This is a genomic window from Acidithiobacillus sp. HP-2 (genome assembly GCF_015100155.1).
Taxonomy (GTDB): domain Bacteria; phylum Pseudomonadota; class Gammaproteobacteria; order Acidithiobacillales; family Acidithiobacillaceae; genus Acidithiobacillus.
Genome location: NZ_JACKZA010000006.1, coordinates 23,184 through 44,281 on the forward strand (window position 1 = coordinate 23,184; position 21,098 = coordinate 44,281).

General features: G+C 54.0%; 21 protein-coding genes and 1 tRNA gene. All 22 read left to right on the forward strand.

The features are described 5' to 3' along the window. Positions 1-3: 3 nt before the first annotated feature. The 22 genes from H7F11_RS05790 (at position 4) to H7F11_RS05895 (ending at position 21,074) form a co-directional block, all read left to right on the forward strand. Positions 4-612, forward strand: a complete 609-nt coding sequence (locus H7F11_RS05790; protein WP_193651661.1) for an NADH-quinone oxidoreductase subunit C — start codon at positions 4-6, stop codon at positions 610-612. Then, positions 596-1,849, forward strand: a complete 1,254-nt coding sequence (locus H7F11_RS05795) for an NADH-quinone oxidoreductase subunit D (protein ID WP_024893595.1) — start codon at positions 596-598, stop codon at positions 1,847-1,849. The genes H7F11_RS05790 and H7F11_RS05795 overlap by 17 nt, the downstream gene beginning before the upstream one ends. 3 nt (positions 1,850-1,852) lie before the next feature. Continuing rightward, the gene (gene nuoE, locus H7F11_RS05800) at positions 1,853-2,344 is read left to right on the forward strand and encodes an NADH-quinone oxidoreductase subunit NuoE (RefSeq protein ID WP_193651662.1); all 492 of its coding nucleotides are present in this window, start codon (positions 1,853-1,855) and stop codon (positions 2,342-2,344) included. After that, complete coding sequence (gene nuoF / locus H7F11_RS05805) at positions 2,334-3,617, forward strand: NADH-quinone oxidoreductase subunit NuoF (RefSeq protein WP_010641703.1); 1,284 nt, start codon at positions 2,334-2,336, stop codon at positions 3,615-3,617. Before nuoE ends, nuoF begins: the two co-directional genes overlap by 11 nt. Continuing rightward, positions 3,617-5,965 carry an NADH-quinone oxidoreductase subunit NuoG gene (nuoG, locus tag H7F11_RS05810; protein ID WP_193651663.1) on the forward strand — a complete coding sequence of 783 codons (2,349 nt, stop codon included), beginning with the start codon at positions 3,617-3,619 and terminating at the stop codon, positions 5,963-5,965. Before nuoF ends, nuoG begins: the two co-directional genes overlap by 1 nt. Then, entirely contained in the window at positions 5,965-6,990 is a 1,026-nt protein-coding gene (nuoH, locus tag H7F11_RS05815) for an NADH-quinone oxidoreductase subunit NuoH (RefSeq protein WP_024893600.1), read from the forward strand. Before nuoG ends, nuoH begins: the two co-directional genes overlap by 1 nt. A 10-nt stretch (positions 6,991-7,000) precedes the next feature. Continuing rightward, positions 7,001-7,492, forward strand: a complete 492-nt coding sequence (gene nuoI, locus H7F11_RS05820) for an NADH-quinone oxidoreductase subunit NuoI (protein ID WP_010641710.1) — start codon at positions 7,001-7,003, stop codon at positions 7,490-7,492. 16 nt (positions 7,493-7,508) lie between these two features. Then, complete coding sequence (locus H7F11_RS05825; protein ID WP_193651664.1) at positions 7,509-8,105, forward strand: NADH-quinone oxidoreductase subunit J; 597 nt, start codon at positions 7,509-7,511, stop codon at positions 8,103-8,105. A gap of 2 nt (positions 8,106-8,107) precedes the next feature. Next, positions 8,108-8,422, forward strand: a complete 315-nt coding sequence (gene nuoK / locus H7F11_RS05830) for an NADH-quinone oxidoreductase subunit NuoK (protein WP_193651666.1) — start codon at positions 8,108-8,110, stop codon at positions 8,420-8,422. Position 8,423: 1 nt separating this feature from the next. Next, the gene (gene nuoL / locus H7F11_RS05835; RefSeq protein WP_193651665.1) at positions 8,424-10,406 is read left to right on the forward strand and encodes an NADH-quinone oxidoreductase subunit L; all 1,983 of its coding nucleotides are present in this window, start codon (positions 8,424-8,426) and stop codon (positions 10,404-10,406) included. A 6-nt stretch (positions 10,407-10,412) separates the two neighbouring features. After that, a complete protein-coding gene (locus H7F11_RS05840; protein ID WP_227485299.1) occupies positions 10,413-11,894 on the forward strand; it encodes an NADH-quinone oxidoreductase subunit M in 1,482 nt (493 codons plus the stop codon). A gap of 13 nt (positions 11,895-11,907) precedes the next feature. Further along, positions 11,908-13,353, forward strand: a complete 1,446-nt coding sequence (gene nuoN, locus H7F11_RS05845; protein WP_193651667.1) for an NADH-quinone oxidoreductase subunit NuoN — start codon at positions 11,908-11,910, stop codon at positions 13,351-13,353. Then, positions 13,353-13,667, forward strand: coding sequence for a DUF2818 family protein (locus H7F11_RS05850; RefSeq protein WP_024893606.1), 315 nt, complete (start codon positions 13,353-13,355; stop codon positions 13,665-13,667). Before nuoN ends, H7F11_RS05850 begins: the two co-directional genes overlap by 1 nt. A gap of 35 nt (positions 13,668-13,702) precedes the next feature. Continuing rightward, positions 13,703-13,777 (forward strand) — tRNA-Val (locus H7F11_RS05855). Between the two features lie 54 nt (positions 13,778-13,831). Then, positions 13,832-15,766, forward strand: a complete 1,935-nt coding sequence (thrS, locus tag H7F11_RS05860) for a threonine--tRNA ligase (RefSeq protein ID WP_193651668.1) — start codon at positions 13,832-13,834, stop codon at positions 15,764-15,766. Between the two features lie 16 nt (positions 15,767-15,782). Continuing rightward, positions 15,783-16,301, forward strand: a complete 519-nt coding sequence (gene infC, locus H7F11_RS05865; RefSeq protein WP_193651694.1) for a translation initiation factor IF-3 — start codon at positions 15,783-15,785, stop codon at positions 16,299-16,301. A 9-nt stretch (positions 16,302-16,310) separates the two neighbouring features. Beyond that, positions 16,311-16,508 carry a 50S ribosomal protein L35 gene (gene rpmI / locus H7F11_RS05870; RefSeq protein WP_010641739.1) on the forward strand — a complete coding sequence of 66 codons (198 nt, stop codon included), beginning with the start codon at positions 16,311-16,313 and terminating at the stop codon, positions 16,506-16,508. Between the two features lie 18 nt (positions 16,509-16,526). Further along, positions 16,527-16,886, forward strand: a complete 360-nt coding sequence (gene rplT, locus H7F11_RS05875) for a 50S ribosomal protein L20 (protein ID WP_193651669.1) — start codon at positions 16,527-16,529, stop codon at positions 16,884-16,886. 20 nt (positions 16,887-16,906) lie between these two features. Beyond that, a complete protein-coding gene (gene pheS / locus H7F11_RS05880) occupies positions 16,907-17,929 on the forward strand; it encodes a phenylalanine--tRNA ligase subunit alpha (RefSeq protein WP_193651670.1) in 1,023 nt (340 codons plus the stop codon). Between the two features lie 12 nt (positions 17,930-17,941). Beyond that, on the forward strand, positions 17,942-20,335 hold the full coding sequence (gene pheT / locus H7F11_RS05885) for a phenylalanine--tRNA ligase subunit beta (RefSeq protein WP_193651671.1): 2,394 nt from the start codon (positions 17,942-17,944) through the stop codon (positions 20,333-20,335). 42 nt (positions 20,336-20,377) lie between these two features. After that, complete coding sequence (locus H7F11_RS05890) at positions 20,378-20,647, forward strand: integration host factor subunit alpha (protein WP_226831449.1); 270 nt, start codon at positions 20,378-20,380, stop codon at positions 20,645-20,647. Next, the gene (locus H7F11_RS05895) at positions 20,622-21,074 is read left to right on the forward strand and encodes a MerR family transcriptional regulator (RefSeq protein WP_193651672.1); all 453 of its coding nucleotides are present in this window, start codon (positions 20,622-20,624) and stop codon (positions 21,072-21,074) included. The genes H7F11_RS05890 and H7F11_RS05895 overlap by 26 nt, the downstream gene beginning before the upstream one ends. Positions 21,075-21,098 lie beyond the last annotated feature (24 nt).

The following is a 21,098-nucleotide window of genomic DNA, read 5'->3' on the forward strand; positions in this document are numbered from 1 at the left end:
GCCATGACTGACGCACTTGAAAACCTGCGCCAGACACTGAGCGCAAAGCTGGGAGATAATCTGCGCGATGCCCGTGTTGATCGTGAAGAATTGACGGTGGAAATAGCGCTGGAAGAGTTCCACGCAGCTTGTCTCTGGTTGCGCGACGATCCTGCCTGCCGCTTCGACATGCTGATAGATGTATGCGGAGTCGATTACTCCGAATATGGCGACGGTACCTGGGAAGGTCCGCGTTTTGCGGTGGTCTATCATTTGCTTTCCCTGCCACACCGGCAGCGCATCCGTTTGCGGATATTTGCGGACACGGAGTTGCCGATTGTTCCCTCCGTAGTGGATGTCTGGGCGGCCGCCAACTGGTTTGAGCGGGAGACTTTTGATCTGTACGGGATTTTGTTTGATGGTCATCCCGACCTGCGCCGTATTCTTACCGATTATGGTTTTGTGGGTTATCCATTCCGTAAGGATTTTCCGCTGGTGGGAACCGTAGAAATGCGTTATGACGCCGATCAGGGGCGCGTCATTTACGAACCCACGCGCACCGAAGAACGGGTGGTTGTCCCGCGCATCATCCGGTCCGGGGAGGAGGGGCGTTACAATGCCAGAAATCAATAATTTCACCATGAACTTCGGGCCGCAGCATCCTTCGGCACACGGGGTGTTGCGTCTGGTGCTGGAGCTGGACGGGGAAGTCATCGAGCGTGCTGATCCACATATTGGTTTGCTCCATCGTGCTACGGAAAAGCTGGCCGAAAATAAAACCTATCTGCAGAATTTGCCCTATATGGACCGCCTCGACTACGTGTCGATGATGTGTAACGAGCATGCGTACTGCCTGGCTGTGGAAAAGCTGCTGGGTCTGGAAGTGCCAAGGCGTGCCCAGTATATTCGTACGCTTTTCGACGAAATTACCCGGGTTCTCAACCATCTGCTCTGGCTGGGTGCCTATGCGCTGGATGTGGGTGCCATGAGTGTCTTCCTGTACTGCTTTCGTGAGCGGGAAGATCTTATGGACGTGTATGAGGCGGTTTCCGGTGCGCGGATGCACGCAGCTTATTATCGGCCTGGTGGGGTGTATCGTGATCTCCCGGCACAGATGCCCCAATATGTGGCCTCGCCTTACCGGGATGCCAGGCGCCTGGATGAACTCAATGCCAATCGTCAGGGAACGGTGCTCGATTTCATTGAAGATTTTACCCGGCGTTTTCCCGGTTATGTCGACGAATATGAAACATTGCTGACCGATAACCGCATCTGGAAACAAAGAACAGTGGGGATTGGTGTGGTAGGTTCCGAGCGGGCGGTGCAGCTGGGCTTTACCGGTCCCATGTTGCGGGCTTCCGGGGTAGCCTGGGATTTACGGCGGACCCAGCCTTACGCAGCTTATGCTGATCTGGATTTTGAGATTCCTGTCGGTAGTACCGGGGATTGTTATGACCGCTATCTGGTACGGGTGGCGGAAATGCGGCAAAGCAACCACATCATTGCCCAATGCGTGAATTGGCTGCGCCAGAATCCGGGGCCGGTCATTACGGATGACTTCAAGGTGGCCGCGCCGCCCCGTGAAGAAATGAAGGGCAGCATGGAAGCCCTCATCCATCACTTCAAGCTGTTTTCGGAAGGCATGTCCGTTCCGGCAGGAGAAGTGTACACAGCCGTTGAGGCTCCCAAGGGCGAATTCGGTATCTACATGATTTCTGATGGTGCCAACAAACCCTACCGGATGAAAATTCGTGCCCCCGGTTTTTCTCATCTGGCAGCGATGGATGAAATGGCCAAGGGACACATGATTGCAGATGTGGTGGCGATACTGTCCACCATGGATATTGTTTTCGGCGAGATTGACAGGTAGAGCATGTTATCGGAAAAGTCCCTGAAAGCTATTGCCTTTGAGCGCAGCAAGTATCCGCAGGAAGAGTCGCGTTCTGCGTTGTTGGCGGCACTGCGTATTGCCCAGGAAGAACAGGGTTATCTGCGTGATGAACTGATTGAATATGTGGCAGAAATTCTGGGTTTGCCAGCCATTCAGGCTTTTGAGGTGGCGACTTTTTACACCATGTATGACCTCAAGCCCGTGGGTCGCCACAAGCTCTGCGTCTGTGGCAGCGTGTCCTGCTTTCTGAACGGATCAGACAGAATCATTGGTCATCTGAGTAGAACCTTGGGAATCGGTCTGGGTGAAACGACGGCTGATGGCTTGTTCACCCTGCAGGAAGTGGAATGCCTGGGTGCCTGTAAAGATGCGCCGATGATGCAGCTGGGAGATCGGTACTACGAAAACCTGACTCCAGAAAGTCTGGATGCCCTGATTGCCCAATTGCGGGGAGGATCTGAAGATGTACGTTAATGGCGTTACGCTGCAGAATCGTGGTATTCCCGACTCCCATCGTCTGTCCGTGTATGCCGGAACCGGTGGTTATGAAGCTTTGCGCAAGGTCCTCCAGGAACCGATGGCGCCCGAGCAGATTATTGCCGAAATGAAAAAATCCGCTCTGCGTGGACGCGGTGGTGCCGGCTTTCCGACCGGACTGAAGTGGAGTTTCATGCCCAAAGGGGTCAGTGGCACGAAATATCTGCTCTGCAATGCCGATGAGGGCGAGCCCGGCACCTGCAAGGATCGGGATATTATGCGCTATGAACCGCATCGCCTGATTGAGGGGATGATTATTGGTGCCTATGCCATGGGTGCCACGGCGGGCTACATTTTTATTCGTGGCGAGTTTATTGAACCCATCCATATTGTCGAGGATGCGCTGGCTGAAGCCTATGCAGCGGGGTATCTCGGCCAGAATATTCTGGGTACCGGTTTTTCCTTCGATTTGTATGTATATCGGGGTGCCGGGGCCTACATTTGCGGGGAAGAAACCGCGCTTATGGAAGCCCTGGAAGGCAAAAAGGGCCAGCCGCGCTTCAAGCCACCTTTTCCCGCCAGCTACGGACTTTATGGGCGACCCACCACCATCAACAACGTCGAAACGTTCGCCTCGGTGCCGGACATTATCACCAGGGGCGGCGAGTGGTTTTTGAATCTGGGTAAACCCAATAATGGGGGCACCAAGATTTTCTCCGTCACTGGTCAGGTCCAGAAACCCGGAAATTACGAAGTCCCCATGGGGCTTCCGTTCCGGGAATTGCTGGAGATGGCCGGGGGCTTGCGTCCTGGTCGCCGGCTGAAAGCGGTGATTCCCGGTGGAACCAGCACGGCGATGGTGGCTGGGGAGGTGATGATGGATGTCACCATGGATTACGACTCCATTTCCAAGGCGGGTTCGGCTTTGGGTGCGGGTTCCGTGATTGTCATGGATGACAGTGTGTGCATGGTCCGCACGGTGGAGCGCATTGCCCGTTTTTATATGCATGAGTCTTGTGGTCAATGTACACCCTGCCGCGAAGGCATGGGTTGGTTGTGGCGGGTCATGCATCGCCTCGAAAACGGTCAGGGTCGGGAAGAAGACCTGCAACTGCTTCTGGATGTGGGTTCGCGGATTGAGGGGCGGACCATCTGCGCCCTGGCAGATGGTGGTGTGGCCCCAGTGGTGAGTTCCATCAAGTTATTTCGTGAGGAATATGAATACCATATTGAACACAAAAGCTGCATGATCAGTATGGGAGAACACTGATGCTGCATATTGAAATAGACGGACAGCAAGTCGAAGTGGCAGCCGGGACCACGATCATGGAGGCCGCTGAGTCTCTAGGGATTTATATCCCGTTTTTCTGCTATCACCCCAAACTTTCTGTTGCCGCCAATTGCCGGATGTGTCTGGTGGATGTGGAAAAAGCGCCAAAACCCTTGCCCGCCTGTGCCACCCCGGTGTCCGACGGAATGAAAATAGCCACGGCTTCGCGCAAGGCAAAAATGGCCCAGCAGGGTGTTCTGGAATTTTTGCTGATCAACCATCCCCTGGATTGTCCGATTTGTGATCAGGGCGGCGAATGTCCATTGCAGGACATCACCATGGGCTTTGCCAATCCGCACAGTCATTACAATGAGGAGAAGCGGGTTGTCGAAGACAAGGATATCGGTCCGCTGATCACTACGGAAATGACCCGCTGCATTCAGTGTACCCGCTGTGTGCGTTTCGGGCAGGAAATCGGTGGCATCAAGGAGCTTGGGGCTACCGGACGCGGTGAACACATGGCCATTGGCACTTATGTCGCCAAGGCTGTGAAATCGGAATTATCCGGAAACATGATTGATTTATGTCCGGTGGGCGCGCTGACCAGCAAACCCTTCCGCTACAAGGCCCGCTCCTGGGAACTGAAGCACACCCCCGGCATTTGTCCGCATTGTTCCACGGGCTGCAATACCGATGTCCAAAGTCTGGGCAAGGAAGTGCTGCGGGTTTTGCCGCGCAATAATGAAGCTGTCAATGAACAGTGGATTTGTGACAAGGGGCGCTATGCCTACACCGGACTAAATGCGCCTGATCGGGTGACCAAGCCGTTGTTGCGCGATTCGCAGGGTAAGTGGACGGAAGTCTCCTGGGCCGAAGCCCTGGAAGCGACGCTCGCCGGACTGGAAAAAGTGCTGGCCCGTCACGGTGCAGACAAGCTGGCCGGACTGATTTCCGGACAGTCCAGTAACGAAGAACTGTTTTTGTTCCAGGCCTTGTTGCGCGGACTGGGTAGCCCGCATGTGGATCATCGTCTGCATCAGCAGGATTTCCGTGCGGATGCGGCCATGCCTCTTTATCCGGCGCTGAATATGAGTCTGGAAGAACTGGAAAGAGAGCCACTGATTGTGCTCTGTCATGGCTTCACCCGACACCAGCAGCCGCTGACCAACCATCGCCTGCATAAGGCGGTACTGAACGGCGGCAAGGTAGTGAGCATTGACAGCATGCGTCAGGATTTCAATTTTCCGGTCACCCAGATGGTTGCCGGGGCGGGTGAAGATCTGGCCTTGTACCAGCAACTGGCGGGGCATTTTGCCCATGTTCATGAAGAAAAACAGAGCGATGGTCTGGTAGATTTGGCCCGGGAAATGGCGGCAGCAGATAATCCGCTCATTTTGATTGGCAGTGCCTTGCTGCATCATCCCCAGGCTGCTGATCTGCTGGCGCAGGTGGAAAGCATTGCCGAACTGGCGGGTGGGCGGATTGGCTGGCTGGCGGATGAAAGCAATAGTGCCGGAGCCTGGTTGAGTGGCTGTGTCCCCCAGCGCGCTCCTGGCGGCCACCTGCTTGCAGAGCCCGGTTTGCCTGCAGGTGCCTGCTGGAATGCCGAAATGCAGGGCTTTATTCTTTTCGGCGTAGAGCCGGGTGTGGATAGTCTTGCAGGAGCACAAGCCGTCCAGCGCCTGCGCGATGCCGAGTTTGTTTTAAGCATCAGTCATTTTGGGAATGAAGCCCGGCAGTATGCGGATGTGATACTACCCATGGCCGCGTTTGCCGAGGGTTCAGGTTCTTATGTGAATAATGAAGGACGCTGCCAGTCCTTCCGCGCGGCAGTGAAATTACCCGGTGAAGCCCGGCCCGGCTGGAAAATATTGCGGGTATTGGGTGATAGTCTGAAGCTGCCGGACTTTCAGTACAATGAACTGAGCGAAGTGAGCGCCGCCTGGCATCATGCTGTGGGCGACTATGGTATGGATATTCCGCCTTTCCACGCCTTCCCAGCACTGGAAGCAGTGCAACCCATACCAGCAGGCGCGTTGTTGCGCCTTGGCGACTGGCCCATATATCAGGGGGATCCTCTGGTACGCCGGGCCAAGCCGCTGAGTACGCCCCTGGTTGCCAGAATGCATCCCGATCAGGCCCGTCAGTCGGGAATTCAGGGTGAGGCCGTGGAAGTCAGTTCCGCATCAGGAAAAGTCACTCTGGCGCTGGATCTGGATACGCATATTCCTCTGGGTTGCATCTGGATTCCTCTGGGCTACCCGGAAACTTCAGGACTTGCTGCGCCTTATCTGCCCTGTTCCGTAGCGATGGCAGCATTACTGCCGGAAACCCAGAGGGCATCATAATGCACGATTTTTATCAAACCGGCTGGTGGGCAGTCATCTGGTCGATTATCAAAATTGTCATTGTGGTGGTGCCGTTATTGCTGGGTGTGGCTTACCTGACCCTGGCAGAACGCAAGGTCATTGGTTACATGCAGGTCCGTCTGGGACCCAACCGGGTGGGTTTCAGAGGTTCGCTGCAGCCTATTGCCGATGCGCTGAAGCTGATGTTCAAGGAAGTCATCATTCCCACCAGTGCCAATCGCTTCCTGTTTCTGGCAGCACCGGTGCTGGCGTTTGTCCCCGCGCTGCTGGTCTGGGCGGCAGTGCCTTTCGGGCCGGATGTGGCTATCTCCAACATGAACGCCGGTTTGCTGTACGTGCTGGCGATTGCCGGGTTGGGCGTGTACGGCATTATCGTGGCGGGCTGGGCTTCCAATTCCAAGTATGCGTTTCTGGGTGCCATGCGCGCCGCCGCACAGCTGGTTGCTTACGAAATCGCCATGGGTTTTGCCCTGGTCGGGGTGTTGATGTTGGCCCAGACCCTGAATCTGAGCAAAATTGTCGAGGCCCAGGCCGGTGGCGGATTCTGGTCCTGGTACTGGTTGCCCCTTTTTCCGTTTTTTCTGGTGTATTTTATTTCCGGTGTGGCGGAAACCAACCGCGCACCTTTTGACGTAGCGGAAGGCGAGTCGGAAATTGTCGCCGGTTTCCATGTGGAATATTCTGGAATGGCTTTCGCCCTGTTTTTCCTGGCGGAATATGCCAACATGATTTTTGTGTCGTTGTTGACGACGGTCCTGTTTCTGGGCGGTTGGTATGCACCCATCAACACACCATTATTGACCTGGATACCCGGCCTGGTCTGGTTGCTGCTCAAAACCGCTTTTCTGCTATATGTGTTTTTGTGGATTCGTGCAACATTCCCACGCTATCGCTATGACCAGATCATGCGCCTGGGCTGGAAAGTGTTCATTCCGGTAACCATTGCCTGGATTGTGGTAGTGGGTATTGCCCTGGAAACACCCATGCGTGCCATTCTGCGCTGAGGAGAACAATATGCAAATTCGCCCAAAGCAGTGGTTCAAGACTTTTTTCCTGACGGAAATGCTGCGCGGTATGCAGCTGACCGGCCGGTATTTTTTTGCCCGCAAAATTACCGTGCAGTATCCCGAAGAACAAACGCCCCAGTCTCCGCGTTTTCGGGGGCTGCATGCCCTGCGCCGTTATGAAAACGGTGAAGAACGCTGTATCGCCTGTAAATTATGTGAAGCCGTCTGTCCGGCATTGGCGATCACCATTGAAAGTGAGCAACGCAATGATGGAACCCGCCGCACCACCCGTTATGACATTGATCTGAGCAAGTGCATTTTTTGTGGTCTTTGTGAAGAATCCTGTCCGGTGGATTCCATTGTCGAAAGTAGGGTGTTGTCCTATCACGGCGAAATTCGTGGTGATCTGATTTATACCAAGGATATGCTCCTCGCCAATGGTGATCGTCTGGAAGCAGAATTGGCAGCGGATCGCGAAGCAGACCGCGCATATCGTTGACAGGAAAATAATCATTATGATCATAACCACTATTCTTTTTTACCTTTTTTCGGCGATATTGCTGGGTTCTGCGACAGCGGTAATCACGGCAAGAAATCCGGTATATGCGTCGCTTTTTCTGGTGCTGGCGTTTTTTAATGCCGCCGCCCTGTTCATTTTGCTGGGCGCAGAATTTTTGGGTCTGATCCTGATTCTGGTTTATGTGGGCGCGGTCATGGTGCTTTTCCTGTTTGTGGTGATGATGCTGGATATTAATTTGACCCGTCTCAAGGAAGGGTTTTTGAGTTACCTGCCGCTGGGGCTGGCCATTGCCATTCTGGGCGTGCTGGAACTGGCCGTGGTTTTCTGGACTTCGCCGTTGGGCCATATTCCTGCTCCCGGCCCTATTCCTGCCAATGCAGATAATACCCGCGCCCTGGGCGTATTGCTTTACACTCATTATTTATATCCCTTTGAGATTGCGGCGGTGATTTTGCTGGTTGCGATTATTGCGGCTATTGCCCTGACCTTGCGGCGTCGCCAGGGCACTAAAACCCAGAGTATTGATGCGCAAATGGCAGTGCGTGCCAAAGACCGCATCAGCCTGGTGAATTTGCGGAGGCCAGAACAATGATGATGGGTGGACAACCAACGCTCGCCGCTTATCTGATACTCGGGGCTATCCTGTTTTCCATCGGTGTGGTGGGGATTTTCCTGAACCGCAAAAACGTGATTATTTTGCTGATGGCCATTGAATTACTGCTGCTGGCAGTGAATATCAATCTGGTGGCCTTTTCCCGCTATCAGGGTAATCTCGAAGGGCAGGTTTTTGTTTTTTTCATCCTGACGGTAGCTGCTGCTGAAGCAGCCATTGGTCTGGCCATTCTGGTGGTTTACTTCCGAAACCGCCGGAGTATCAACGTAGAAGATATTGACGAGTTGAGAGGCTGATATGTGGGTTTTTGACTGGTTGAATGCCTTTCCGCCTCTTCTTGTGTACCTGATTATTCCGTTGGCACCGCTGGCCGGTTCTCTGGTGGCTGGTTTTGGCGGCTGGAAGCTGCAGGAACAAGCGCACTGGGCGCCCTTGACGGGGGTTGCCGTCTCTTTTTATCTGGCCCTCGCGGTACTGTTTCAGACCCTGCATGGGGTCGATTTTTACGGCAATATCTATATATGGGCTGTGCTCGGCCATCTGCAAGTACCCATCGGGTTTGATGTGGACAGCCTGACCGCGCTGATGCTGGTGGTGGTTACTTTTGTGTCGCTTTGCGTGCATTTGTACACCATAGGCTACATGCATGGTGATCCTGGTTATGCCCGCTTTTTCAGTTATATTTCCCTGTTCACTTTCAGCATGATCATGCTGGTGATGAGCAACAATTTTCTTCAGTTGTTTTTTGGCTGGGAAGCGGTGGGTCTGGTTTCCTATCTGCTCATCGGTTTCTGGTTCCAGCGCGAAAGCGCCAATGTCGCAGCCCTGAAGGCATTTATTGTCAATCGGGTCGGTGATTTCGGTTTCCTGATTGGTATTGCGGCTATTTATCATTACTGCGGCAGTCTCGATTACCGGACGGTATTTGCCATGGTGCCCCATCTGGTCGGCCAGACCGTAGAAATTATTCCCGGACATCCCTGGAATGTACTGACCTGGATTGCCTTGCTGCTGTTTATCGGTGCCATGGGCAAATCAGCCCAGGTGCCGCTGCATGTCTGGCTCCCGGAATCCATGGAAGGCCCAACCCCCATTTCGGCGCTGATTCACGCCGCGACCATGGTTACCGCCGGGATTTTCATGGTGGCCCGGATGTCGCCCATTTATGAACAATCGGCCACAGCGTTGACCGTCATTTTGTTGATTGGCTCTATTACCGCCTTGTTCATGGGGCTGATCGGACTGGTGCAAAATGACATCAAGCGCATTATTGCCTACTCAACCCTTTCCCAGTTGGGATACATGACGGCTGCACTGGGGGCTTCGGCCTTTTCAGCGGCTATTTTTCACCTCATGACCCATGCTTTTTTCAAAGCGTTGCTGTTCCTGGCGGCGGGTTCGGTGATTCACGCCATGGCCAATGAGCAGGACATCCGTAAAATGGGCGGCTTGCGCAAGGCTATGCCCATTACTTACATCACCTTTCTGATCGGCGGTCTCGCACTGTCGGGTATTCCGCCCTTTGCCGGTTTTTTCAGCAAGGATCTGATTATTGAAGCTGTGGGTATTTCCACCTTGCCGGGAGCTGGCTGGGCCGAGTTCATTCTGGTGGCGGGAGCCTTTGTCACGGCCCTCTATACTTTCCGGATGTTTTTCATGGTGTTCCACGGTAAACCCCGCATGGACCCCTACATCCGGGATCATCTGCATGAGTCACCCTGGGTGATTACGGTGCCACTCATTGCATTGGCTATTCCTGCGGTATATGCCGGTTGGGCGTACATCGGTCCGGTAGGTTTGGGGCATTTTCTCGATTCTTCGCTGGTTATTGCTCCGCAGTTCAACACCATCGGTGAAATTGCCGCACATTGGCAGGGCGCTGGCGTCTTCCTCGTGCATGGTCTGGAAGCCTGGCCCTTTTGGTTGGCCGTGGCGGGTATTGTTTGTGCTGCCTACTTTTATGCCTGGAATACGGGTTTACCCGAATGGCTCAGCCGCATCCTCAGTCCGGCAGCCTGGCTGCTGGAGAGTAAATACGGTTTTGACACTTTTAATAATACGGTTCTGGTACGCGGTGTTATTCAGTTTGGACGGTTGTTCTGGCATGTTGGTGACGAAAAACTGATTGACGGCCTGATGGTCAATGGCACCGCTTTCGGCATCGGCAAGTTGGCATTGTCCTGGCGTAAAGTGCAAACGGGATACATTTATCATTATGCTTTCGCCATGATTATCGGGTTGATTTTATTCATGACATATTTTGTGATCTGGAAGGGGTAGGCACTGATGAACGCTTCGCTCCTCAGCTATTCTATCTGGATACCCATCGTCGGCGGCCTGCTGGTTCTGGCCGTTGGAGATCGCCGTGCGGCGCTGGCGCGTTGGTTGGCCCTGATTGTGTCCTTGCTGGCCTTTGCCGTTACCATTCCCCTCTATACGGGTTTTGATACGCACACTGCGGCCATGCAATTCAGTGAGCGGGTTTCGTGGATTCCTTCCCTGAATATTTATTATCACCTCGGTGTGGATGGTATATCCCTGTGGTTTATATTGCTGACCAGCTTTTTGACCGTACTGGTGGTCATCAGCTCCTGGCGTAATGTCCAGACCCGGGTTGCCCAATTCATGGCGGCTTTCCTGATTATGGAAGGCATGATGATCGGCGTGTTCTGCGCCCTCGATGCCATTCTTTTTTATGTATTCTGGGAAGCCATGCTGATTCCGATGTTCCTGATTATCGGCGTCTGGGGTGGACGACGACGGGTGTATGCCACCATCAAGTTTTTTCTGTATACCTTCCTGGGTTCCGTGTTGATGCTGGTGGCTTTGTTGTACCTGTATTTTCACAGCGGCAACAGTTTCGACTTGCTGGTTTATCAGCACACCCCCCTGGGAATGACGGCGCAGATTCTCATATTTATTGCGTTTTTTGTGGCGTTTGCGGTAAAAATTCCCATGTGGCCAGTACATACCTGGTTACCGGATGCCCACGTGGAGGCGCCTACCGCCGGATCGGTGGTACTGGCCGCTATCATGCTGAAGATGGGTGCATACGGTTTTCTGCGCCTGAGTCTGCCCATTGTTCCGGATGCCAGCCACAAACTCGCCTGGCTGATGATTCTGCTTTCCCTGATCGCCATTATTTATGTGGCGCTGGTGGCCATTGTTCAGGAAGACATGAAAAAACTGGTGGCTTACTCCTCCATTGCCCACATGGGCTTTGTGACGCTGGGCTTTTTCGTGTTTGATAGTGTCGCCATTGAAGGCAGTATTATTCAGATGCTCTCTCACGGCTTTATCAGTGCCGCCATGTTCCTCTGCATCGGCGTGCTCTATGACCGTATGCACACCCGGAATATCAAGGCCTATGGAGGGGTCGCCAACGTCATGCCGATATTTGCGGCGTTGATGATGTTATTCGCCATGGGTAATGTGGGGTTGCCGGGGACTTCCGGTTTTGTGGGTGAGTTCATGGTGGTGCTCGGCACTTATCAGGTTAATCCGTGGTATGCGATTCTTGCCGCTACTGGTCTGATTACCGGAGCCAGCTACACCCTGTGGCTGTTCAAACGCGCTATTTTTGGTGGAATTGTGCACCCCGAGGTGGCAGCCCTGAAAGATCTCGATGCCCGCGAAATGCTGGTGCTTGGGACCCTGGCGGCGTTCACGTTGCTCTTGGGCGTATGGCCCGCACCTTTCCTTGATATCGTACATACTTCGGTACAGCATCTGGTGGCGCAGATAGCTGTTTCGAAAATTCCGGCGTAGAAGGACACTGCCTATGAATGCTTTTCTGCTGCATTGGACTTTTGCGATACCGGAAATCTGGGTGTTGATCATGGCCTGCGTGGTGTTGCTGGCGGATTTATACCTGGGTGAACGACTGCGGGACGTGGCTCCGGTGTTGACGGTCCTGACGCTGCTGGGTGCAGCAGTGCTGACCTTTTTTGAATTGGGACAAAGTGGTACGACTTTCGCCGGTTTGCTGGTGCTGGATCCGTTTACCAATGTGGCCGAATTGTTCAGCTATCTGGCCGTATTGATGGTGGTGCTCTATTCGCGACGCTATCTGATGGATCGCGGCATATACCGGGGCGAAATCTACGTATTGTTGCTTTTTGCCCTGCTGGGGGTCATGGTGATGGTCTCGGGCGCCAACCTGTTGAGCATCTATCTGGGGCTGGAGCTTTTGGCGCTGAGTCAATATGCGCTGGTTGCCTTCAATCGCGACAGCCTGGTCGCAACCGAAGCAGGGCTGAAATATTTTGTTCTGGGTGCCCTGGCTTCGGGTTTGCTGCTTTACGGTATGTCGCTGCTCTACGGACTGACAGGAACCCTGGAGGTTCGCCATATTGCTGCAGCACTGGTGAATGTTACCAGCAGTAATCTGATTCTGGTATTTGCCCTGGTCTTTATCGTGGCGGGTATTGCTTTCAAGCTCGGCGCAGCCCCCTTTCACATGTGGTTGCCGGATGTCTATCAGGGCGCACCCACGGTGGTAACGACCTTTCTGGCCTCGGCACCTAAAATCGGTGCCTTTGCCCTGATTATTCGCCTGCTGGTAGATGGTGGGTACGGCATGCTGGAATCCTGGCAGCAGATATTTATTGCCCTGACATTGGTATCTCTGGTTGTAGGCAACCTGATTGCCATTGCCCAACAGAATCTGAAACGGATGCTGGCCTACTCAACCGTAGGGCATGTGGGTTTTCTTTCCCTGGGCATTGTTGCGGGGACAGAAGCTGGCTTTGCCAGCGCATTTTTCTACACCATTGTTTATGTGCTGATGTCTCTGGCCGGTTTCGGGATGATTCTGCTCCTCACCCGGGCGGGTTTTGAGGCGGATCGCATTGATGATTTCAAGGGATTATCGCAGCGCAAACCCTGGTATGCCTTTTTGATGCTCATCATCATGTTTTCCATGGCGGGTGTTCCGCCGACGGTGGGTTTTTATGCCAAGCTGGCGGTGTTCCAGGCCGTCATTGCAGCGGGTTATGTGTGGTTGGCGGTGATCGGCGTATTGCTGGCAGTAATTGGGGCTTTCTATTATTTGCGGGTCGTTAAAGTCATGTATTTTGATGCCCCTGAACCGGAAAGCGGGCCGATCGTGCGCGATGATCTTGCCAGTGCTACCCTCAGTATCAACAGTCTGGCCTTGCTGGTTCTGGGGATTGTCCCCGGACCGCTGATGGCCTTCTGTTTTTATGCCATGCAGGGAGTGATTTGATGGATATGCATAATTGGGTACTACTTTATATATTACTGGCTTTTGTGGCAGCCAATTTGCCCTGGCTGAGCAATCGCCTGTTTTTTATACGCCCGGTTGCGGGAGGCAAGGCTCTGCAGTGGTATCTGCTGGAGTGGTTGGTGATGTACTTGATTGTGGGGCTGATCGGCATGGCTGTTGAAAACAGTCTGGATGGTAGCCTTCATGCCCAGGGGTGGGAATTTTATGTGATTGCCCTGTGCATGTTTGCCGTTTTTGCCATACCGGGTTTCATCTGGCGCTTTAACGTGCTGCCCATGTTGCGTAGATCTTGACCGGAGCCCGCGTAATGGGTACATTTGCGGGCTGCAGGCGCGTAGCTCAGGGGGAGAGCGCTACCTTGACACGGTAGAGGTCGGCGGTTCGAAACCGCCCGTGCCTACCAAATCCCGCACCAGAGGGAGGAATCTCTCTGGTGCTTTTTCTTTGGAGGGGGCATATGCCAGACATTCAGTTGCCAGACGGTAGTCATCGACAGTTCCCTGAACCTCTCACCGGGCTGGAACTGGCGCGCACTATCGGCAGCGGACTCGCCAAGGCAGCAGTAGTCATGCGCGTCGATGGTACCCTCAAGGATCTTTCCACGGTGCTGGATGAGAATGTGGCTGTAGCCATTATCACCAAGGACAGTCCCGAAGGTCTGGAAGTGATTCGCCACTCGACTGCGCATTTGCTGGCGCAGGCGGTTCAATCGCTGTTTCCGGGTGTTCAGGTGACTATCGGCCCGGTGATTGAAAACGGCTTTTATTATGATTTTGCCAGTGCGCGCAGCTTTACGGTGGAAGATCTTGCCGCCATTGAAAACCGGATGCGCGAACTGGTGAAGCAGAATCTTGCCGTCCAGCGCGAAGTATTGTCTCGTGATGCCGCCATTGATCTCTTCGAGAGCATGGGTGAAGACTACAAGGTCCAGATTATCCGTGATATTCCGGCCAGTGAAGCATTAAGTTTGTACCGCCAGGGTGATTTCGTAGATCTCTGCCGGGGTCCTCATGTGCCTTTTACCGGATCACTGGGTGCCTTCAAGTTGCAGCGGGTGGCCGGAGCCTACTGGCGTGGAGACTCCCGCAATCCCATGTTGCAGCGGATTTATGGAACGGCCTGGGCGAGCCAGAAAGATCTGGACGCCTATTTGCAGCAACTGGCTGAAGCTGAAAAGCGCGATCATCGCCGTATTGGCACCGAACTGGATTTGTTCTCCATCCAGGAAGATGCTGGGGGCGGATTGGTTTTCTGGCATCCTATGGGTGCCCGGATCCGGCGAGTCATTGAGGACTTCTGGCGCAGTGCCCACGTGGATGGGGGCTATGAATTACTGTTTACTCCGCATATTGCCCATGAGCAGCTGTGGCATACCTCTGGGCACAAGGACTTCTACGCGGAATCCATGTTTGATCCCATGCAGGACGAAGGCCAGCCGTATCAGCTCAAGCCCATGAACTGTCCTTTTCACATTCTGATTTACAAAGACAGGTTGCGTTCCTATCGGGATTTGCCCCTGCGTTGGGCGGAACTGGGGACGGTATACCGTCATGAAATGTCTGGCGCACTGCATGGTTTGATGCGGGTGCGCGGCTTTACCCAGGATGACGCCCATGTATTCTGTCGCCCTGATCAGATTGCGGTGGAAATTGGCGAAGTGCTGACGCTGGTTCAAAAAATTCTCGGCACCTTTGGTTTTGACCGCTACGAAATCAACCTTTCCACCCGGCCAGAGCACTCCGTGGGCAGTGATGCCATCTGGGAAACAGCTACCCAGGCTTTGCAGACGGCCTTGGAACGTGCAGGCCTTGAATATCGGGTGGATGAAGGGGGCGGAGCTTTTTACGGGCCGAAAATCGATCTGAAAATTCAGGATGCCATTGGCCGTAAATGGCAGTGCAGCACCATCCAGCTCGATTTTAATTTGCCCGAGCGTTTCGGGATGGAGTATGTGGCCGAAGATGGTTCGCGGCAGGTGCCTATCATGGTGCATCGCGCCATATTTGGTTCCGTGGAGCGCTTTTTCGGGGTGCTCATCGAACATTACGAAGGAAAATTCCCGTTGTGGCTGTCACCCGTGGAGGTTGCGGTGCTTCCGATCAGTGAGCATTTTGTCGAATATGCGGAATCTGTCACTGCAGCATTGAGCAAACTCGGCCTCCGTGTCGAAACGGACTTGAGAAACGAGAAGATAGGTTATAAGATACGCGCCCACACCCTGCGCCGGGTGCCCTATATGCTGGTCGTCGGAGAACGCGAACAGGAAGCGGGAACCGTGGCGCTCAGGGATCGGAACGGTCAGGACTTGGGTTCCCATGGCATTGCTGCGCTGGGCACCGCTCTGCAGAAAATGCATCAGGAGCGGCAGAATACCCTGGAGTGGCAAGGCTAGCGAGGAGGATAAGGCGATCGCGACGGAGAAAGAAGTCAATATCAACCGGGAAATTACCGCAGCGCGGGTCCGGCTGATAGGGGTGGAAGGTGAACAAATGGGTGTGGTTTCCGTTATGGAAGCCTTGTCGGCCGCAGAAGAAGCCGAGCTGGATCTGGTGGAAATTGCTCCACAGGCGGAACCACCTGTTTGCAGGATCATGGATTACGGCAAGTTTCGCTTTCAGGAAAGCAAGCGTCAGCATGAAGCGAAGCGTCGGCAAAAGCAGACCCAGGTAAAGGAAATCAAATTCCGTCCGCGTACGGATGATGCCGATTACCAGATCAAGCTCCGTAATATCATGCGTTTTATTGATGATGGAGACCGGGCCAAAATTACCCTGCGCTTTCGCGGTCGTGAGATGTCTCACCCGGAACTGGGCATGGAACTGCTCAACCGGGTAGAAAAGGATTTAGCAGAAGTCGGGGTGGTTGAACAACGGCCACGCATGGAGGGACGGCAAATGGTGATGATTGTCGCCCCACGGAAAAAATAGGAGAGCATCGTGCCAAAAATGAAGAGCAATCGCGGAGCGGCCAAGCGTTTCAAGCGCACCGGATCCGGCAAATTTAAGCATCGTCAGGCGTTTTTGAACCACATCCTGACCAAAAAAACGACCAAGCGGAAGCGTCATCTGCGCCACACCTTGGTGACTTCGGGAAGCGATCAGGCTGCCTTGCGGCGCATGCTTCCCTACGCTTGATGACAGAGGAATCGTACCATGCCTAGAGTAAAACGTGGCGTAACCGCCCACGCCCGTCACAAAAAAGTCCTGGCTCGCGCCAAGGGATTCCGTGGTCAACGTAAAAGCAACTTCCGCATCGCCCATCAGGCGGTGATGAAGGCCCTGACTTATGAATACCGGGATCGTCGTACCAAGAAGCGGGACTTCCGCAGCCTCTGGATTGTGCGCATCAATGCCGCAGCGCGTTCAGAAGGGCTTAGCTACAGCCGTTTCATGAATGGTTTGTTGCGTGCCGGCATTCAGCTGGATCGCAAGGTCCTTGCGGATATTGCGGTGCGCGACAAGCTGGCGTTTACCCGTCTGGTTGAGGTGGCTAAAGGCCAGCTGGCCGCTTAATTGTGACGGAGGCTGTGGATATGTCGCTGTCTTCCATAGCTTCCCTTGCAGAGGCCACGCGTGATATTGCGGCCGCTGCAGATCTTGCTGCGCTGGAACAAATTCGTCTGCACTGGTTAGGGAAAAAGGGGCTGTTGACCCAGGCCATGCAGCAACTCGGACAATTATCTCCAGAATCGCGCCGTGAAGCCGGACAATTACTGAATGTGCGCAAGGAGGAAGTGCAGAATCTGCTGCAATCCCGCCGGACCGTACTGGAAACTGCACGGATTCAAGCCCGCCTGGAGGCTGAGCGAATAGATGTCTCTCTGCCCGGAAGGCGTATTGCGCTGGGGAGCAGTCATCCCATCCGTCAGACACTCGAATGGATAGAGCAATATTTTTCCGGTTTGGGTTTTGAAATTAGTGATGGTCCCGAAATAGAAGACGATTATCATAATTTTGAAGCGCTGAATATTCCCGAAGATCATCCAGCGCGGGCGATGCACGATACGTTCTACTTTGACCAGAATCGGGTGTTGCGTACGCATACCTCTCCCGTACAAATTCGCTATCTCGAGCAGCAGCAGCCGCCTTTGCGGATGATTGCAACGGGACGCGTTTACCGGAGGGATTCCGATATTACCCATACGCCCATGTTCCATCAGGTGGAAGGCCTGCTTCTTGATGAAGAAGCCAGTTTTGCTGATTTGCGTGGCCTGCTGGAAGATTTTCTTCAGAGTTTTTTTGCCAAACCGGATTTGCCGGTGCGCTTTCGGCCTTCCTATTTTCCCTTTACGGAGCCTTCTGCGGAAGTGGATGTGGGCTGCGTCATCTGTGGTGGTTCAGGTTGTCGGGTTTGCAAGCAAACCGGCTGGCTGGAAGTGCTGGGCTGCGGCATGGTGCATCCAGCGGTACTGGCTGGTGCCGGAGTAGATGGCGAACAATTCGGCGGTTTTGCTTTTGGCATGGGCATCGAAAGACTGACCATGCTGCGTTATGGGGTCAATGATTTGCGTCTCTTTTTTGAGAACGATCTGCGCTTTCTCAAGCAGTTTTCCTGAGGAGCGAAGGCTATGCGTATCAGTATTCAGTGGCTTCGTGATTGGTTGGATTTTTCCTGGAATACGGAAGAAATCGCGCGTCGGCTGACTATGGGTGGAATTGAGGTAGAGGCTATCGAGCCTGCTGCTCCGCCTTTTCATTCTGTGGTCGTTGCGGCGGTACAAAGCGTGGCAGCGCATCCGGAAGCCGACAAGCTACGAATCGCTCAGGTAGACGCTGGTGACGGTACCCTGCGGACGATTGTCTGTGGGGCTGCAAATCTGGCTGAAGGGCAGCGGGTACCCCTGGCCTTGCCGGGTGCGGAGTTGCCGGGTAATAAAAAAATAGGCATTTCGGAACTGCGCGGGGTGCGTTCGGAGGGCATGCTTTGTGCGGCCGGTGAGCTGGGTCTGGAAGATGGCAGTAGCGGATTGTTGATTCTGGATGCAGAGGCTCCCGTAGGTGCAGATCTGCGGACCTACCTGCATTTGGATGATGAAATTCTGACTTTGGGCATTACCCCTAATCGTGGTGATGCCCTGTCCATAAAGGGCGTGGCACGTGATCTGTATGCCCTCGGGGCGCAGCAACTGCATGATCCCCAGGCTGTCACGCAAGGCCCCGAGTGGTCTCAGCAGGACTCCACCCAACACCCCGTGCAGGGTGATTATTCTGTATCCATAGATGCTGAAGCCAGAACAGCCTGCCCCAGTTATACCGCATTGTGGATTGACGGCGTACCAAATCGCTTGCCGGATTTTTTGCGTGAGCGTTTGCGCCGTGCCGGTCAGCGCAGTATCCACCCGATGGTGGACTTGCTGAACCTCTGGATGTTTGATACCGGTCAGCCTTTGCACGCTTTTGATGCTGATACGATTCAGGGTGGCCTGTGTGTACGCTGGGCCAGGACCGGAGAAGTCCTTGATGCGCTGGATGGCCGCGATCTGAACCTGGAGCCTGATATGCTGGTCATTGCCGACGCGCAGGGACCATTGGCACTCGCGGGTATTATCGGCGGACGCCGTAGCAGTGTGACCGCGCAAACCGGTTCCATTATTCTGGAAGCGGCGTTTTTCCAACCCAAGGTCATTCAGGGCCGCGCACGTCGACTGGGTTTGCAAACCGATGCCGCCATGCGCTACGAGCGGGGCGTGGATTTTAATCTGGCTCCGCAGGTGGCCAGAGGCGTGCTCGCGCAAATGATGGAGCTGGCCGCCGCGCAATTGCGTGCCTCCCGTTCATTTACCCTGAAGGGCCAGTTGCCAGCTTCCGCCGAAATTTCATTGCGGCAAAAACGTCTTGAGCGGGTGATGGGAATGCCCTACGCGGCGACCGACGTTGAGCAGTTGCTGACGCGTTTGGGTCTGCAGATCCATCCGGCGCAGGATGGTTGGCAGGCCACTGCCCCCAGCCATCGTTTTGATCTGCGGATTGAGGCAGATCTCATTGAAGAGGTGGGAAGAATTTACGGTTATGACCGTCTTCCAGCCCATCGCCCGCGTGGCATCTTGCGGGCGGTTCCCGATAAGCCGTCATCATCTCAGAGATTGCGCCATATTTTGCAGGCCCGCGATTATCACGAAGTCATTACCTACAGTTTTATCAGCCAGGAATCTCAGGATGATTTCCAGCCGAATGCGGATGCACCCGCCTTGCTGAACCCCTTGTCAGCAGACCTGGCGGTGATGCGTGCCAGCCTCTGGCCGGGTTTGTTGCAGACCTTGCAATTTAATGCGAAGCGTCAGCAGGATCGTATTCGTTTTTTTGAAATGGGGCGAGTCTATTCGGCAGATCGACAGAGCATGATCCTGGCGGGTTGTATCTGGGGCGCTGCAGATCGTGAAAACTGGGCGCAACCCACCCGGGATGTGGATTTTTTTGATCTTAAAGGGGATGTAGCCGCCATTCTGGCGTTATGGCCACAAACCCATTTTGAGTTCCAGACCCTGTCCACTGAGCATGCGCTGCATCCCGGACAGGCCGCAGAAATTCTGGTTGAAGGCCGCCGAATCGGGATGCTCGGGGCTCTGCATCCGACCCTCGCAGCGCGCTATGACCTGGACAAATCGGCCTTTTTCTTCTATCTGGACATAGAGATGCTGGAACATTTGCAGAAAGGGCGGCATTTTACGGCGTTGTCACCCTATCCTGCCTTGCGCCGGGATATGGCGTTGGTCATACCCGAAAACATTGAGGCAGGAGCAGTTCTGGCGGCAATGCAGCAGGCTGCCAGTGCGGTGCTGCAGGAAATTCGTATTTTTGATCGCTATCAGGGGGAATCCCTGCCGGCAGGGACCTACAGTTTGGCATTTGCGCTCATTTTGCAGGATCGTGAGCGTACGCTGACTGAGGCTGATGTACAAATGGAACTGGAGCGAATGCTCACAGCAGTGAAGCAAATCGGCTCCATAGAACTCAGGGCATAGGGAGAAAAGAAAGTGGCCGTCACGAAAGCAGAAATTGTTGATATGTTGTTTGAAACCATGGGCTTGAACAAGCGTGAAGCCAAAGGTGTTGTGGAAGCCATGTTTGATCATATTCGCGAAAACCTGGCCCAGGGCGAAGAAGTGAAACTCTCCGGCTTTGGTAATTTCACCCTGCGCGATAAAAACCCCCGCCCAGGACGTAATCCCAAAACCGGCGTGGAAATTACCATCACCGCACGGCGGGTGGTGACTTTCCATCCGAGCCAGAAGCTCAAAGCCTACGTCAATGGTAGCGAACCAGATAACGGCTAAGGGTAAAGCTGGCAAAGAGCTCGCCGCGCTACCAGAAATTCCTGAAAAACGGTATTTCTCCATTAGCGAGGCGTCTCTGCTTTGTGGGGTAAAGGCCCATGTACTGCGCTATTGGGAGCAGGAATTTCCGCTACTCAGTCCGCTGAAAAGAAAAGGTAATCGCCGTTATTACCAGCGCCACGACTTACTATTGGTGCGACAGATTCGTGAGCTTCTATATGGAGAAGGTTACACCATCCACGGCGCTCGTGAACGACTTCAGGGGCTGCGCAACGAATCCAGTCACGGGCATCCGGTCTCAGCGGCACAACTGGAATTCGAAATGGAGGATAATGCCTCCGGCCTGCATTCCAGCACGGGCAACCGCCTGACCTACCTGCGGACTGAATTGTCCGAATTGATAAAAATATGTGCCGGCAAGCATTGACCCGACGCCAGCGAAGCATTAGAG